The sequence below is a fragment of the Paenibacillus psychroresistens genome (genome assembly GCF_009728935.1).
Classification (GTDB): domain Bacteria; phylum Bacillota; class Bacilli; order Paenibacillales; family NBRC-103111; genus Paenibacillus_AC; species Paenibacillus_AC psychroresistens.
In genome coordinates, this window is record NZ_CP034235.1 from 1,921,004 (window position 1) to 1,936,440 (window position 15,437).

The 15,437-nt window shown below is 42.4% G+C and carries 14 protein-coding genes; 10 read left to right on the plus strand and 4 right to left on the minus strand.

Annotated features, from left to right (window positions below; all coding sequences use genetic code 11):
• Positions 1–87 precede the first annotated feature (87 nt).
• On the plus strand, positions 88–2,046 hold the full coding sequence (uvrC, locus tag EHS13_RS08680; protein ID WP_155699952.1) for an excinuclease ABC subunit UvrC: 1,959 nt from the start codon (positions 88–90) through the stop codon (positions 2,044–2,046).
• Positions 2,047–2,100: 54 nt separating this feature from the next.
• Here uvrC and EHS13_RS36690 read toward each other — a convergent pair whose 3' ends face one another.
• Entirely contained in the window at positions 2,101–2,205 is a 105-nt protein-coding gene (locus EHS13_RS36690) for a YjcZ family sporulation protein (RefSeq protein WP_227013849.1), read from the minus strand.
• A gap of 138 nt (positions 2,206–2,343) precedes the next feature.
• Positions 2,344–3,492, minus strand: coding sequence for an MFS transporter (locus EHS13_RS08685; protein WP_155699953.1), 1,149 nt, complete (start codon positions 3,490–3,492; stop codon positions 2,344–2,346).
• A gap of 174 nt (positions 3,493–3,666) precedes the next feature.
• Here EHS13_RS08685 and EHS13_RS08690 point away from each other — a divergent pair, with 174 nt between their 5' ends.
• The 9 genes from EHS13_RS08690 (at position 3,667) to EHS13_RS08730 (ending at position 14,277) form a co-directional block, all read left to right on the plus strand.
• Entirely contained in the window at positions 3,667–3,819 is a 153-nt protein-coding gene (locus tag EHS13_RS08690; RefSeq protein WP_155699954.1) for a hypothetical protein, read from the plus strand.
• A 106-nt stretch (positions 3,820–3,925) separates the two neighbouring features.
• The gene (locus EHS13_RS08695; protein ID WP_155699955.1) at positions 3,926–4,354 is read left to right on the plus strand and encodes a hypothetical protein; all 429 of its coding nucleotides are present in this window, start codon (positions 3,926–3,928) and stop codon (positions 4,352–4,354) included.
• A gap of 9 nt (positions 4,355–4,363) precedes the next feature.
• Entirely contained in the window at positions 4,364–5,503 is a 1,140-nt protein-coding gene (locus tag EHS13_RS08700; RefSeq protein ID WP_155699956.1) for a transglutaminase domain-containing protein, read from the plus strand.
• Between the two features lie 54 nt (positions 5,504–5,557).
• Complete coding sequence (locus tag EHS13_RS08705) at positions 5,558–7,621, plus strand: peptidoglycan D,D-transpeptidase FtsI family protein (RefSeq protein WP_155699957.1); 2,064 nt, start codon at positions 5,558–5,560, stop codon at positions 7,619–7,621.
• Positions 7,622–7,640: 19 nt separating this feature from the next.
• Positions 7,641–9,515: an asparagine synthase (glutamine-hydrolyzing) gene (gene asnB, locus EHS13_RS08710; protein ID WP_155699958.1), complete on the plus strand. Its 1,875-nt coding sequence runs from the start codon at positions 7,641–7,643 to the stop codon at positions 9,513–9,515.
• A 49-nt stretch (positions 9,516–9,564) separates the two neighbouring features.
• A complete protein-coding gene (locus tag EHS13_RS08715; protein ID WP_155699959.1) occupies positions 9,565–10,311 on the plus strand; it encodes a Cof-type HAD-IIB family hydrolase in 747 nt (248 codons plus the stop codon).
• 15 nt (positions 10,312–10,326) lie between these two features.
• Positions 10,327–11,040 carry a ThuA domain-containing protein gene (locus tag EHS13_RS08720; protein WP_155699960.1) on the plus strand — a complete coding sequence of 238 codons (714 nt, stop codon included), beginning with the start codon at positions 10,327–10,329 and terminating at the stop codon, positions 11,038–11,040.
• A gap of 42 nt (positions 11,041–11,082) precedes the next feature.
• Positions 11,083–12,714: a putative polysaccharide biosynthesis protein gene (locus EHS13_RS08725; protein WP_155699961.1), complete on the plus strand. Its 1,632-nt coding sequence runs from the start codon at positions 11,083–11,085 to the stop codon at positions 12,712–12,714.
• A 72-nt stretch (positions 12,715–12,786) separates the two neighbouring features.
• Positions 12,787–14,277: a copper amine oxidase N-terminal domain-containing protein gene (locus EHS13_RS08730; protein WP_155699962.1), complete on the plus strand. Its 1,491-nt coding sequence runs from the start codon at positions 12,787–12,789 to the stop codon at positions 14,275–14,277.
• Positions 14,278–14,333: 56 nt separating this feature from the next.
• On the opposite strand, the gene EHS13_RS08735 is transcribed toward EHS13_RS08730, so the two are convergent.
• Both EHS13_RS08735 and EHS13_RS08740 read right to left on the minus strand, forming a co-directional pair.
• Positions 14,334–14,516 carry a type II toxin-antitoxin system antitoxin gene (locus EHS13_RS08735; RefSeq protein ID WP_155699963.1) on the minus strand — a complete coding sequence of 61 codons (183 nt, stop codon included), beginning with the start codon at positions 14,514–14,516 and terminating at the stop codon, positions 14,334–14,336.
• Positions 14,517–14,521: 5 nt separating this feature from the next.
• The gene (locus EHS13_RS08740) at positions 14,522–15,364 is read right to left on the minus strand and encodes an SPFH domain-containing protein (protein WP_155699964.1); all 843 of its coding nucleotides are present in this window, start codon (positions 15,362–15,364) and stop codon (positions 14,522–14,524) included.
• Between the last annotated feature and the right edge of the window lie 73 nt (positions 15,365–15,437).

Below are 15,437 nucleotides of genomic sequence, written 5' to 3' on the forward strand. Positions count from 1 at the left end.
AGAAGTCGCTTTTTCCGCCTAGCAGAAAAGGGGCTTTTTGCTTTTTATACTTACTAATAGAACTACAGGTAACAGGAGAGAATAGGGATGAGTGAGAACTATCGCGAGGCGATTAAACAAAAGCTAGCGCTGCTGCCCGATCAGCCGGGCTGTTACATTATGAAGAACTCTGAAGGTACGATCATTTATGTAGGCAAAGCGAAGGTATTGAAAAACCGCGTGCGCTCTTATTTTACGGGCGGCCATAACATTAAGACCCAGCTGCTTGTTAGTGAAATTGCCGATTTTGAATATATCATGACAGGCAATAATGTGGAAGCGCTTATTCTCGAGTGCAATCTAATCAAGAAGCATCTTCCGCGATACAACGTGCTGCTTAAGGATGATAAAACCTTTCCTTATATTAAAATAACTCATGAGGAGCACCCGCGACTCGAGATTACCCGTAAGGTTTATAAAGATAAGGGCAAGTATTTTGGTCCTTATCCGAATGGTTATGCGGCTCAAGAAACGAAGAAGCTGCTGGACCGCTTGTACCCATTGCGCAAATGTCGCACTTTACCTGAGAAGGTTTGTTTGTACTATCATCTTGGACAATGCGTTGCGCCTTGTGAGTTCGAAGTCGAGCAAAGTCAATATGATAAAATGATTCAAGAGATTACAAGGTTTCTTGGAGGCGGACACGAGCAAATTAGGGCTGAGTTAGAGAAGAAAATGTTGGAGTCATCCGAGGAAATGAATTTTGAACGTGCTAAGGAATTGCGGGATCAGATGTTATCGATTGATGCAGTCATGCAAAAACAAAAAGTTAATTCTGCGGATATTATGGATCGTGATGTTTTTGGCTATGCTGTAGATAAAGGCTGGATGTGTGTACATATTCTCTATATGCGTCAAGGCAAAATGATCGCACGCCATGCTTCCGTTTTCCCTTATTATGGTGAAGACTATGAGGATTTCATCTCCTATGTTACTCAATATTATAGTGAGAACCCAGCTCTGCCTAAAGAGATATTCCTGCCCGAACAGCAAGATAAGAAGAACAATGGCAAAATACAAATTGCTAATGTTGGACCTGTTGTTAATACAGAACCTGCTGTTAATACAGAATCTGCAAAAGTTGAAGTCCCAAATTTAGAGCTGCTAGAGATCGAACTCACCGAAACAGATGAGATCAAAACAGAGCTGAATCTAGCACTGGAGTCATGGCTTAAAGTGAGGGTATTCGAGCCAAAGCGAGGGACGAAGAAGCAGCTAGTCGATATGGCTATTCAAAATGCGGTTGGTGCTTTGAACGAGAAGTTCAATTTAATAGACCGAGATGAGAAGAGAACTACGAAAGCTGTAGAGAATTTAGGGACTTGGTTAGGCACACCAACAATTCGGCGGATTGAGGCTTTTGATAATTCGAATATTATGGGTAGTGATCCTGTATCCGCAATGGTTGTTTTCATAGACGGAAAGCCAGCACGTAAGGAATACCGCAAGTACAAGGTGAAAACAGTCATTGGCCCAGATGATTATGGGACAATGCGCGAGGTCATTCGTCGTCGATATGAACGCATGCTGAAGGAAAACCTTCCCCCGCCTGATCTGATTGTAATTGATGGAGGGAAAGGTCAGATATCTGCAGCACAGGATGTGCTTGAGAATGAGCTAGGTTTATATATTCCTGTATGTGGATTAGTAAAGGACGCCAAGCATAAAACCGCGCAATTAATGAGTGGTGACCCGCCTGAGGTAGTTCCTTTGCCGAGAGACAGCCAAGAATTCTATTTGTTGCAGCGGATTCAAGATGAAGTGCATCGCTTTGCCATTACCTTTCACCGAGAAACACGAGCTAAATCGATGGTGGCCTCTAAGCTGGATGAGATTCCTGGAATCGGGGAGAAGCGTCGAAAGCAGCTATTGAAGCATTTTGGTTCATTGAAAAAAATTAAAATAGCCTCTATTGAGGATTTTCAGGCTATGGGGATTGGCAGCAAGCTGGCTCAAACCATATTAACTGCTTTGCAGGATCAAGAGACGCCAAATGATCTGGACTGAAACGAAAAAGCTATCCAGAGCAGTCAATCGACTTTTCGGATAGCTTTTTAAGTCTTACAAACAGAAGGTACGAGTGATAATGACAAGCAGAATGAATAAAACAAGGATGACTCCAGTTGAAGTAAAAGGGCTAACTACAGGATCTACACATGCCGACATGAGGGACACCCCTTTCTGGACCAATGGGTCAGTTGCTGCACTCTGTATATTATGTTAATGAAACGCGACCGATTGTGTATATACCCAGTTCAATAAAAAACTTGAAGGATTCTTATAAGATTTATACTAAATACCTACTTAAATAGAAACAAGCATCCGATATTTATGTATAGGCAAGGCAATTAACCCGAGCATTAAGGCTATGAAGGCTAAGAAAAACGGCGATGTTCCCATACGCAGCTGTCCGGCAGCAACAGGACCGATAAAAGCACCGATAGAATAAGCGATAGAGAGCAAAGAGAAAATTCGCCCATATCGGCCGCTGCCGGTTAAACCCGCTAAGAGAGTGGCTATCGCTGGGTATATGACGCCTTTGCTCATCCCAATCATAAATAAAGATACGGATAAGGGAATTAGCCAATGTACCGCCATGCCGAAGAAAATCAAAGCCAATGCCAAGCACCCATAAACAATTCTTAAAAAAGCAGCAAAGCGATTTAAGAAGAACATGCTTAAAGTTAGAAGAGCGCCTAAGCTGACAAGTGAAAATAATATACCTGATGTCAGAATAGAGTGCTGGGTGACCTGCATCAAAGGCAATTCAAAAAATAAAATCCCTTGCGAACAGGATAATGCCAAGGGAATACCGAAGAATAACCAAGGAACAGATGCGTGATTCTGCAGCTCATCCGCTTCTTGTTGCTCAAGTGCGGTTGGCGAGTTTTTTAGATTAAGTAGGTAAGTGGTTTCTTTGATACCGAAGATAGCCAAGAGGCCTGTAGCGATTAAGCCCCAGCCAAGAATGGTAAACGATAGTGTAAAGCCGAGCTTGGCCACTAATAATGCGCCTGCTGCTGGAGAAACAACAGAAGCTAGAGTGTGGATTAATCCATTGCCAGCCATCAGCTTTCCTTGATGAGTGCGATTTTTAGCTAATTTAGCTAACCAGGCTAAACAAGATGGAGATAGAAAAGCTAGTACAAAGCCGCTAATGGAGCGAAGGCAGAGGAGCTGCCACGGATTCGTCACGTGCGATTGAAAGAGGAGAATAATCCCTCCAAGGATGAGACTGATTATGATGAATCGTTTGCTCCCGTATCGGTCAACCGCGTATCCGGCGATTAAATTACCCGGAATATGGGTAATGGAATACATGCCGAGAATAAAGCCGATAAAAGAAGGAGCGGCACCAAGTGAAAGTGCAAATGGAGACAGAATGGGATATTGTGCATGGAGATCAAAAAATGCAACGAACATGAATAAGTATAGCCAAATCGCCGTTTTCATTATTAACCGCCCTTCATAGCTTCTTATTTAACGTTTACGCAGCTTGTCTTAAGATTATGCCAAGGATAAACGGCTTCGCGTCCTTTTAGGGACGGCGCGTTTGTCCGGAATTCTAAGATCCATATATATGTGAAGCTTATATTTGCTTATAATTTAAAGAACGGAGGTAACCTCATGGATCCAGTTGTTAAAGTTGTTATTGCCATTATTGGATTGAGCGTATTTATGAGACTGCGCCATTCCTTTCGCAAATCGCGGATGGGTGATAAAGCAGAAAGAATAAACACTAAATTAGAAGAACTACGTAGAAAAAGAGACGAAGAGTAATTTGAAATTTGCTGAATATACACAAGATAACTTCTCGCGATAAACATAATATAGTATGATAGGATACATAGGATATATTTTGAAGATGATAATGGGGGATTAGCAGATGGATCAATGGTCAACTTTTATACAGGATAAGTGGATATTAATTATTGTGGCGATTGTTGTATTATTCTTGGTGATGAAATTAGTGAAAACGTTTATTAAATGGGTTTTTGTTCTTGCCATTATTGCAGCTGTGATTTATTACGGGTCAACCTATGCAGGTGGTCTAAGCGGGCTGAAAACCACCGTGGGCAATGCAGTAGCAGATGAAGCCAAGCAGCAGATTACAAGCGCAATTGTGGGAGAAGGTAAAGATGCGGATTATGTTAAACATACGGATGGCTCTTATACCGTTCATACTAAGAATATTAAATTAGACGGTAAACCAGGCTCTGATGATGCAGAAGTTTCTTTTATGGGGCAGTCTTACAAAGTATCCATTAATAAAACCATTCAGAAATTTATTGATCAAGCTAAACAAAACCAGTAGGTGATATAGATGGAAGCTTTATTTACGTTTAATTTGTTAACTATCTTACTTCTTGTGATTTTATTGGGGTCAGCGATTCAAGGCGCACGAAAAGGGGCATCTGGATCAGCCAGACAGTTTATGGCGCTTGTACTGGAAGGTATAGTGACCCTTCTGGCCTTGTTTCTTTCCTGGAAATGGATGCTTTGGAGTTCCCCCCATGTAAGCTCATGGTTGATTTCGCGTAATATAACAATCCCAAATGCGGAGTTAAATGGATTCCGTCAAATGTATTATACCTTCGTCACAGCGTTACGCGATTTTTCGCTTATGCGCTCGGCGATTTTATTTTTAATTGGATATGGAATATTGAAGAATGTCTTGACTTGGCTGGTATATCTGGTGCTGGCACAATGGGCTGTCGCTAAAAATCAGAAGGAGTACATTAACGAGAAAAGCTGGATGAGTGTTGCTGCAGGCGGGGTGATCGGTTCCTTAACTGGGGTAGGGCGGGTAATTATGATGATTGCGCTGCTATTCACTTATACGGCTTTGTTCCCGCAAGCCGCATTAACGACCTATATTGAAGATTCAGCGCTTTACCAAAAAGGTGCCCAAGAAGTTATTCAACCATTTACCGGTGAGTTTCTTGTTAAGCAGCTGCCCGTTTTCACGCGTGCGGTCGAGAAAGAGTTCAAGCAAATTTTGCAGCGTAAATACGAGGTTTTGGATGCTCAAATTCCTCCTAATATCGCCGAGGCAGCAAAAAAAGTAACCGAAAACGCTAAGACAGATGAAGCAAAGGCTCGGGCGTTATATACTTGGGTCGGGACACGAGTTACGTACGATTGGGATAAAGTGAATGATTATGAGCAAAAGCGAATTTGGCACGAGCAAACTCCAGAGGATACATTCGCTACTAAAAAAGGGGTTTGCATCGATTATTCTCGCCTATACGCTGTGATGGCTAGAGCAGTAGGGTTGGATGTAAAAGTAGTTACGGGCTTAGGCTATAACGGGCAAGGCAGCTACGGCTCGCATGCATGGAATGAGGTTTTTCTTACAGCTCAGGACAAATATGTACCTTTGGATTCCACTTGGGTATCTAGCGGAGAGGATTGGTTTAATCCACCGCAATTCAATGAAACACACATTCGGGAGGACGCGTAGAGTCTAAAGTGATTTTATGCTACACTTGGAGAATGATTGGAGTGGATCAAGCTTATGAAGCATCAAGTTATAACAGAAGAGCAGCAAAAAAAAGAATGGCAGAAGCGCCGTCATTTTTCGATCCGGATCAATGTGTTTTTTTTCTTCACCTTTCTCTTGTTTTCTATTCTGATTGTTCAGCTGGCGCGCTTGCAGTTTGTTGAAGGTAAAGCTTATTCGGCAGAAGAGAAGCAAACGAGGAATAAGGATATTATTATTGCCCCTATTCGCGGCAATATCTATGATATTAAAGGGGCACCTATTGCCTACACTATATCGGCACAATCGATTTTTTATCGGGTGCAGCAATCCAACAGTAAAACGGCAAAGCAAGATCAAATTGCGCTAGCGAAGCGTTTGGCATTGATTTTTAAGGATTATGGCGACAAAAATTTCTCACAGCCCGTTGCAAGTGAGATTATTAAACTGATGGATATAGGTATTGATATTAATGGCAATAAAACTAAAGAAGCCAACTCGATTAGCATCACTTTTGTACCACGGCGAATTAAAACGAATTTGACAAAGGCGGAAATTGCTTATATTTCCGAGCATCGTGATGAGTTGAAGGGTGTAGAAATTTCTGAAGAAAGTACCCGTTTCTATGATACAGATAATTCTGATAAAGCCAATAACGGTAAAGGCAGCTTTATTGCGCCGCAGTTGATTGGTTACATGCGTTCATATAATACGTCGAGCACCTTGGATTTCTATAATGGCAAAGAAGGTTATTTAAACGAAGAATATGTTGGCTATGACGGTTTAGAATTGCTTTACCAGGATGAGCTCCGCGGTAAACCGGGGAGTAAAAGCTATCCGATTAATGCAAGGGAGCAAATTATTGGACAGGTGAAGATTACCCCACCAGAAAAGGGACACAATCTGATTCTTACAATTGACAAGAATGTTCAGGTAGCTGCGCAAAAAGCGGTAGCCAATCATCTAGAGCTCATACAGCATAGCAGTGATAAGTATTATTCGATGGGAAAAAACGCGGTTGCTGGATATGCTGTAGCCATTGAAGTAGATACAGGGCGGGTGATGGCAATGGTCAGCATGCCTGACTACGACCCTAATGTATGGATTGGTACGATGACGCAAACGATTTATGATCAAATTCAATACAGCTATACGAATGGAGCTATTCGGAGCAGGGCTGCTAATTTTGTGGATAATGATCAAAGAGGTAAACACCCAGGTTCGCTTGTTCCTCCAGGCTCGACGTTAAAGCCTTTGACTGTTCTAATTGGGCTTAATGAGAAATTAATTTCACCATTTTCTACCTACCAGGACTCAGGCAGATTTTATTACGGTAAGGATGATAATGCGAGTGTTCCCAACTCAGATGGTCATGCTTATGGATTATTAACACCTGCTAAAGCAATTGCCGTTTCCTCTAATACATTTATGGCCGCTAAGATCGGTGAACCGCTTTATAGTAAATATAGTGGAGCGAAGGTTGTAGATATCTGGGATAACTACATGGCGAAGTTTGGTCTAGGCGTATTAACAGGCAGTGACTTGCCTAATGAAAGTGAAGGCATTAAGGAATATGCCGATAACAAGTCCATGTCCACCCAGCAAGCTATGGTTCAAGGAAGCTTTGGGCAATCGGCACGATATACAACCCTGCAGCTAGCTCAATATAGCATGATGCTGGCAAACCACGGCAAGCGATATAAACCGCAATTTGTCGATTCGATTAAGACATATGATGGCCAATTGATCAAAAAAATTGAACCTGTGCTGCTAGATGAGGTTAAGTTTCCCGATGAATATTGGAATGTGATTGAAGATGGCATGAGCAAGGTGGGTTATACCGGTTTTGAAGATGTACCCAACGTTGCCATGTATAAAGTAAATCGTAAAACGGGAACATCGCAATCTGAGGTTGCCGGTAAGAAACTGGAAAATGCCGTATTTATTGCATATGCACCAGCAGACCACCCGAAGCTTGCCATCGCGATAGTTGTTCCTGAAGGTGGGTATGGAAAGTTCGGAGCGGGTCCAATTGCCAGAGGAATTTTCGATGCATATGATCAAAGCTTTGGACTGAATGGAGTACCAAAAGGTAAATAAGAGGGGATTGAATAGATTTATGTGCGGCATAGCAGGGATGATGAATTACGGGCAACAGGTGCCGGATCCGTTGGTATTGAAGCGAATGACGGATATTATGGAGCATCGCGGTCCGAATGACAGTGGCTTTTGGAGTGAGGATGGCATTGGGCTTGGTTTTCGTCGATTATCGATCATTGATATTAAAGAAGGTCATCAGCCGCTCAGCAATGAGGATGATACCGTTTGGATCGTTTTCAATGGTGAAATCTACAATTATAAAGCGTTGCGCGAGATGCTGCAGGCCAAAGGCCATATTTTTAAAACACATACGGATACAGAAGTGATTGTTCATCTCTATGAAGAATATGGAGAGCAATGTGTCCAGCATTTACGCGGTATGTTTGGCTTTGTGATCTGGGATCGCAAGAAACGTGAGTTGTTTGGGGCAAGAGATCATTTTGGGATCAAGCCTTTTTACTATCATGCTTCCGCAACCCAATTTGTGTTCGCTTCCGAGATAAAGGGGATTCTTGCAGCCGATATTGTAGAACGCAGGATCAAACCAGAAAGTATGCTTAATTATTTGACCTTTCAATACGTGCCTGAGCCAGATACGATGTTCCAAGGGATTAATAAGCTGCCTCCTGCCCATTATGTGAAGGTAACCGATAGTGGTAAAATGTCGCTTCATAAATATTGGGATCCAATGTTCGAGCCTATCGAACGTCCTTTTAATGATTATGTTGAGCAGATACGTGAAACATTAAAAGACTCGGTTAAGCTGCATATGGTCAGTGATGTCGATCGCGGCTGTTTCTTGTCCAGCGGTATTGATTCAACAGCGATTGCAGCACATATGCGCCAAATAGAACCGATTCGTACCTTCTCTGTTGGGTTTGAAGGAGCGAATAATGAGACACCGATTGCACGGGAATCGGCAGCGACATTAGGGACTGAGCATTATGAGAAAGTCATTACGCAAAGCGATTTCTTCTCTGCCGTTCCGAAAGCGATATGGCATCAGGATGAGCCAGTTGCGGATCCTTCGGCGATAGCACTTTATCATGTTGCTCAGCTTGCGCGCGAGCATGTTACCGTTGTGCTCTCCGGTGAGGGCGCAGATGAACTGTTCGGAGGCTACCGGATTTATGGAGAGCCGAGCTCTTTGAAGCCACTCTCTTGGATGCCGCTTTCGCTTAAGCGTCTGTTGCATCGTTTAACGCTGAGTTTACCAAGTGGAGTAAAAGGACGGAATTATGTGCTGCGCGGGACAACTCCGTTAGAGGAGCGTTTCCTTGGAAATGCCAAGGTGTTCAGCGAAAGCATGAAATCGGCGATTCTCAGCAAGGATGCTGAATTACTGCGAACCTATAAGAATCCACAGAAAATTGCGGCTGAGTTTTATAACAAAACCAAGCATTTGGATTCTGTCACACGGATGCAATATATTGATATGAATTTATGGCTGCCGGGTGATATTCTGATGAAAGCGGATAAGATGACAATGGCTCATTCTTTGGAGCTGCGGGTACCTTTTTTGGACAAGGAGTTATTCGAAGTTGCTCGACACATTCCAACTAAATATCGCTTGGCACAAGGCACGACTAAATATGTGTTCCGTAAGGCGATGGAAGGAATTATACCCGATCCAATTCTGAATCGTCCCAAGCTTGGATTCCCCGTACCTTTGCGTGATTGGCTTAAAGGACCACAAGGTGCTCTGATTCTCGAACAAATACTTGAATCAGGCATAGCCGACTATGTGAATCTGCAGGAAGTGGAGCTGATGGTTGCTAAGCATCGCAGTGGGCAAGGTGATTATTCCAGACGTCTCTGGGTTATCTATGTATTTGCTTTATGGCATGTTACTTATATGCAGGAACAGCCGACTTATGCTTTTGCAGCGCAGTGACTATGATAAATAAATGATAATTACAACATGATAACGACAAGGAGGATACATGGGAAAATTTAAATTGGTTGCTTTGGATATGGATGGTACTGTCTTAAACGAAGAGCAAAAGGTGTCAGAACGAAACAAAAAAGCAATTGGAGCCGCCATTGAAGCAGGTGTTACGGTTATGTTTGCAACAGGTCGCGGGATTCAGAGCGCAAGACCCTTTATTGATCGGCTAAATCTACAATCACCAATTGTAACGACCAATGGGGGAGAGGTTTGGCGAGCGCCAGATGATCTCATGAAGCGTCATCAGATGGAGGCAAAATGGATTCGCCAAATGCATGAAATGGCCATTCTCGAGGATACTTGGTTTTGGGCTTATGCGGTAGAAGGTGTCTATAATCGGGATAATTGGCCTGGTGACATCGATAGCATAGATTGGATTAAATTTGGCTTTCATACAGAAAACCTAGAAAAACTAGCTGGAATTCGGATGGAGCTAGAGGCATGGGGCGTTTTTGAAATTACTAATTCCCATCCCTTTAATTTAGAATTGAATCCGTTGGGTGTTAGCAAAGCAAGCGGGTTGATTGATGTATGCAGGTTTTTAGGTATTGAGATGTCTGAGGTCATTGCCATGGGTGATAGCTTGAACGATATAGCGATGATTCGTGCCGCGGGGCTTGGTGTAGCGATGGGTAATGCACAGGAAGAAATTAAGCAAGCTGCCGATTTAGTCACAGCAACCAACAATGAGGATGGCGTGGCACAAATTATAGAACAATATATTCTAAAACAATCCAACTAAGGGGAGAATAAACAAATGACAAGAGTAATCGTATGGAATGAGTATATACACGAAAAAGAAAATAAGGTAGTAGAATCACTTTACCCGCGAGGCATTCACAATACAATTGCTGACGGCATTCGTAAGGATGGCGTTGAGGTTGGAACGGCTACTCTAGAAGAACATGAGCATGGTCTTACGGAAGAGGTCCTCAATAACACGGATGTATTAATTTGGTGGGGACATGCAGGCCATGATCGTGTGGAAGATTATATTGTGCAAAGAGTTCATCAGCGTGTACTTAAAGGCATGGGATTAATTGTGCTGCATTCCGGACATTTCTCAAAAATTTTCAAAAGCCTCATGGGTACTTCCTGTGATCTTAAATGGCGTGAAGCCGGTGAAAAAGAGCGCTTATGGGTCGTTGATCCAGCACATCCAATCGCTGAGGGCTTGGGTGCTTATATCGAGCTTGAGCATGAAGAGATGTATGGTGAGCATTTTGATATTCCAGCTCCGGAGGAGCTTGTTTTTGTAAGCTGGTTTGCAGGCGGGGAAGTTTTCCGCAGCGGAGTTACTTATCATCGTGGGCAAGGAAAGGTATTCTACTTCCGTCCTGGACATGAAACCTATCCGACTTACCACAACCAAGAGGTTCTGCGAGTCATATCCAATGCGGTACAATGGGCTGCTCCCAAGCATGGTGCAACACCGGTTTATGGAAACGCACAGCCTTTGGAACAAATTTAAAATACGAGATGCGGATTTAACTGCAAGGGAGATGGGCTGCAAGTGTCTAAAGATTCACTGATTAAAGGGACAATTATTCTTGCAGTAGCGGCACTTGTTGCACGAGTTTTAGGAATCGTGCAGCGGGTGCCGTTGCAGCATATGCTTCATGATGATGGTATGGGGACTTTTGGAATTGCTTATAACATCTACAGTATTATGCTTATTGTTGCAACAGCGGGTATTCCATCTGCGATAAGCAAGCTTGTGTCTGAGCGGGTAGAGCTTGGACGAATGGAAGAAGCTAACCGCATCTATCGGGCAGCGATTTATTTTGCGATTATTGCTGGAGTGATTATGACTGCTGTCGTTTACTTTTCAGCTTCAAGCTATGCCGCTTTTGCCAAAGACGAGAATGCTGCTTTATCGATTCGTGCTCTGGCTCCAGCCTTGCTTTTCTTCCCGGTAATTGCCATGATGCGAGGTTACTTTCAAGGAAGACGCTCGATGATGGCTAATGGGATATCGCAAATTGTGGAGCAAGTCGCTCGTTTGATAGCCGCTATTGGATTAACTTATTTGCTGCTTTATCAATTGGATTGGGGTATAGTTTGGGCGGTAGCGGGGGCATCATTCGGCGGTGTAACGGGAAGCTTAGGTGCATTAGCTATTATGATATATGCGTATATCAAGCTTCGCCGTTCGGATGTTAAGCTAGGATTAATCCAGAAGACTTCTAAAAACACTACAACCTTGCATAGCTATAAACAGATATACAAACAAATTTTTATGATATCCGTGCCTATTGTTTTGTACTCGATTTTAGTCCCGATGATTTACTTTATTGATAGTACCTTCTTTAAAAGAATGCTCGTAGACCAAATGAGTTCATCTGCTGCACAGCATCTTCTAGGGGTGTTAACGGCTCGTGCACAGTCATTGGCGGGTATTCCAATTATTCTGGCTATTGCTTTAAGTCAATCAATCGTCCCGATTGTAGCTTCTGCTTTTGCCCGCAATGATATGGAGCAGGTTCGAGCACAAGCGACAAAAGCTTTACGTATTTCTGTGCTTTCCGGATTGCCGATTATTCTGTTTATCGTATTAGCAGCGCAGTCTTTGAATGAAATGCTATTCGTTGGAAATAACGGTACAGGTGTGATTGTTGCCTTAACCGCATCGACCTTTTTTCAGATTCTAATGCAAACCTCTGGTGCGATATTAATGGGACTAGGGCGAATGCGAGTGCTCATTATTCATGTATCCATAGGGATTATTTGCAAAATAGCAGGTGTATTCTTACTAGCAGACTGGCTAGGAATTTACGGTTTTGTTGCATCTACAGGAATTTGCTTCGCAGTTATGACCTTTCTTAATCTCAGGGTGCTTCGAAAGCTGACAGGCTTAAGAATATTCACCTTGCGAAACTGGGAGGGATTGGCGCTTAGCTCAGCATTGATATGTTTAAGCGGGATTCTTTTGCAAAATTATGGAGTTCAGTATATCAATTGGTTTCCAACCAGAGTGAACCATTTTATCATCGCTGCCTTAATTGGGTTGGTCGTAATCGGATTATACTTCCTGTTTCTTACCATAACTAGAGTTGTCACCAAAGATGATATCGCCGCATTTCCAGCGCCATTGCGCAAGCTGATTCGGCGTGTCGAAACTAGATTCGTTAGAAATGAACAATAGGTGCTATTTCAGTAGGAAGCAATCAGTGATATGATAAAAGATAGGTTATAAAATGAGAGAAGGAGAGATACGATGAATAAGAGATTGAAGCTTATAGTTAGCGGGTTACTGTGTCTTATGCTAGTTGTTCTAACAGGTTGTCAAGTTACGGGCTTGGATGTTACCAAGGTTCTAAACAATGCATCGGGTATAAAAAGCTTCGAAGGTAGTGGTAATCTAAGCCTTGAATTTACGAATGAGGGAACGGCGAAGCCTATTAAATTAGGTGATGTAGAGCTTTCCAGCTTAGGGAAATTAAATTTGACGATTACAAGTATGAAGCAGTCTGAGCCTAATACTTTATCACTTACGGGTAATGTAGCCATTATGAATCATTCAATTCCTTTCTCCCTGCAGCTTAGTAAAGCACAGCTATCTATTCTAATAGATAACAATCCTAAGCCAATTGTATTTAAATTGGATGCTATGATTGGTCAATCGATCAATATTTCTGGATTTGATATTTCAGCTATATTTGGGGATCCCGATAAATTATTAACGTTGCTGTCACCATTTGTGATTAGCAAGCTTCCTGATCTTAAGAACGTCAGCGTGAGTGCTGTTAACGAGAAGATCAATGAAGAAAGCTTGGATTTGCAGAAGGTTCATGCTGAGCTGAATAGTGCAGAAACGTTAGCTTTTGCAAAAAGCCTGTTGAACAATATGGTGGCTAACCCAGCCGAAGTAAAAATTCTCCTGACTAAAGTTTTAAAGGCTTTCTATAACATTCCAGATGTTAAAGAAGGCGAGATGGACATTTTTGGGGGGATCATAGATAGTGCTTCCCAAACGGTTGTTGACCTATTGAAGGAGACTGCAGCTGGCTTAGATACTGCGGCAAGCACGGGTGGCGTTGCAGCTCTATTGAATGATAAAACATCGATAAAAACGGATGTATATCTAGATAGCTCAGCACAGATTCGTAAATTAGGTTTGGATGTAAATCTAGGAGGGGCCATTAAAGTGGCAGGTAATTTTTCATTCTGGAAAGTTAATCAGCCTGTAACGGCTGATCCAGCTATGACGATACCAACCAATGCTTTCCAATGGGAAGGTACATCAATTATGGCTCATTTGTTGAAGTCGATGAATAGTGACTCGGATGCTTACAAGCTTCTATACTCGGATCTAAAAGTATTGAAGAAAGAAATTAAGCTAATCGTTCCACCTACAGGCAAAGGCGGTAAAGTGGAGATCGGCAGCTCTTTCATCAGCAAAGATGGTAGAACCATGGTTCCTGTTAGATATATCGCAGAAACACTTGACTCCGAAGTGACATGGGATGCTGTGAAGAAGCAAGCCACTATAGTTGATATAATGACTGGCAAAACCATTATTATTACATTAGGCAGCAAGAATGCAACAGTAGACGGAGCGGTAGTTCCAATGGATGATCCTGCTACAGCAGCAGTTCTAGTAAATGGCTCCACTTATGTTCCACTAGGCTTTATCTCTAAGGCATTAACTGGTGAAAAAGCTGGCTGGGACCAAGCTACAAAAACGGTTACAATCAGCAAGAAATAATAGCTTTATAAATGAAGCCCCTTATGTCCGTTGATACGGATAAAGGGGCTTTTAATTTATTTCTCATCTATATCTGGCTTATTAGCTGCTGAATTCAGTCGGCCTGCACGTTTCGCGGCATCGCGGAGCAGGAATTCGATGTGTCCATTTACGCTGCGAAACTCATCCGATGCCCAACGCTCCAACACTTCATAAATTTTGGGATCGATCCGCAGGGGAAAGCTTTTTTTCTCACTCATCCGCTTTAATAAATCGATCCCGTATTAATTACAGGGTGGGCGGATCGGTCGGAGACGATCGCAACCATCAAGTTATTGATCATAGCGGCTTTGCGTTCATTGTCTAATTCTATGCCGCCTTCTTCTTTTAACTGGGCAAGCGCCATTTGCACCATACTAACCGCACCTTTAACCAGTAAGGTTCTTGCTGAGATTACAGCAGAAGCTTGTTGCCTTTGCAACATAGCGCCAGCAATTTCTGGTGAATAAGCAAGATGAGTCAAACGTGCTTCTATAACAGCTACACCTGCCGCAGATAAACGTTCCTGTAATTCTCGCGTGAGCTCAGCGGCAACTTCATCCGTATTAGCACGAAGTGAGAAGCCATCTTCATTCAAATTGTCATAAGGATATTGATTAGCTACATGACGCAAAGCCGTTTCACTTTGGATTTCAACAAATTTATAATAATTATCAACATCAAATGAAGCCTTCGCTGTATCCACCACTTTAAACACAATTACCGCCGCAATTTCAATTGGATTGCCAGAGATATCATTTACTTTCAGCTGTGCGCTGTTAAAGTTCCGTACCCGTAATGTGATTTTTTTGCGAAGTGAAAAAGGGATAGCTATCCAAAAGCCGCTTTCTCTAATAGTGCCAGCATACTTGCCAAAATAAGTGACAATGTATGCGTTGTTCGGCTGAACAATCGTTAAGCCAGTAACTAATACAAAAGCAAAAAGCAGTAAAATGCCTCCAATGATAAATTGTTCTTGAATCATCCAATAAAGCCCTAAACCACCAGTGACAATAATTGTTAAAATCCCTAAAAACCCGTTCATTGCCCAAGCCTTAGTTTCATTCATAGTGAGCTTTCCCCTAGATATTATTTTGATACTATTATGATATTATTATTTGAAATAAATGTAAATTAAAAAC

Coding starts and splice junctions, on each gene's coding strand:
- EHS13_RS08730 (WP_155699962.1), top strand. CDS start 12,787: ATGAATAAGAGATTGAAGCTTATAGTTAGCGGGTTACTGTGTCTTATG.
- asnB (WP_155699958.1), top strand. CDS start 7,641: ATGTGCGGCATAGCAGGGATGATGAATTACGGGCAACAGGTGCCGGAT.
- EHS13_RS08740 (WP_155699964.1), bottom strand. CDS start 15,364: ATGAATGAAACTAAGGCTTGGGCAATGAACGGGTTTTTAGGGATTTTA.
- EHS13_RS08715 (WP_155699959.1), top strand. CDS start 9,565: ATGGGAAAATTTAAATTGGTTGCTTTGGATATGGATGGTACTGTCTTA.
- EHS13_RS08735 (WP_155699963.1), bottom strand. CDS start 14,516: ATGAGTGAGAAAAAAAGCTTTCCCCTGCGGATCGATCCCAAAATTTAT.
- EHS13_RS08690 (WP_155699954.1), top strand. CDS start 3,667: ATGGATCCAGTTGTTAAAGTTGTTATTGCCATTATTGGATTGAGCGTA.
- EHS13_RS08705 (WP_155699957.1), top strand. CDS start 5,558: ATGAAGCATCAAGTTATAACAGAAGAGCAGCAAAAAAAAGAATGGCAG.
- uvrC (WP_155699952.1), top strand. CDS start 88: ATGAGTGAGAACTATCGCGAGGCGATTAAACAAAAGCTAGCGCTGCTG.
- EHS13_RS08695 (WP_155699955.1), top strand. CDS start 3,926: ATGGATCAATGGTCAACTTTTATACAGGATAAGTGGATATTAATTATT.
- EHS13_RS08720 (WP_155699960.1), top strand. CDS start 10,327: ATGACAAGAGTAATCGTATGGAATGAGTATATACACGAAAAAGAAAAT.
- EHS13_RS36690 (WP_227013849.1), bottom strand. CDS start 2,205: ATGTCGGCATGTGTAGATCCTGTAGTTAGCCCTTTTACTTCAACTGGA.
- EHS13_RS08700 (WP_155699956.1), top strand. CDS start 4,364: ATGGAAGCTTTATTTACGTTTAATTTGTTAACTATCTTACTTCTTGTG.
- EHS13_RS08685 (WP_155699953.1), bottom strand. CDS start 3,492: ATGAAAACGGCGATTTGGCTATACTTATTCATGTTCGTTGCATTTTTT.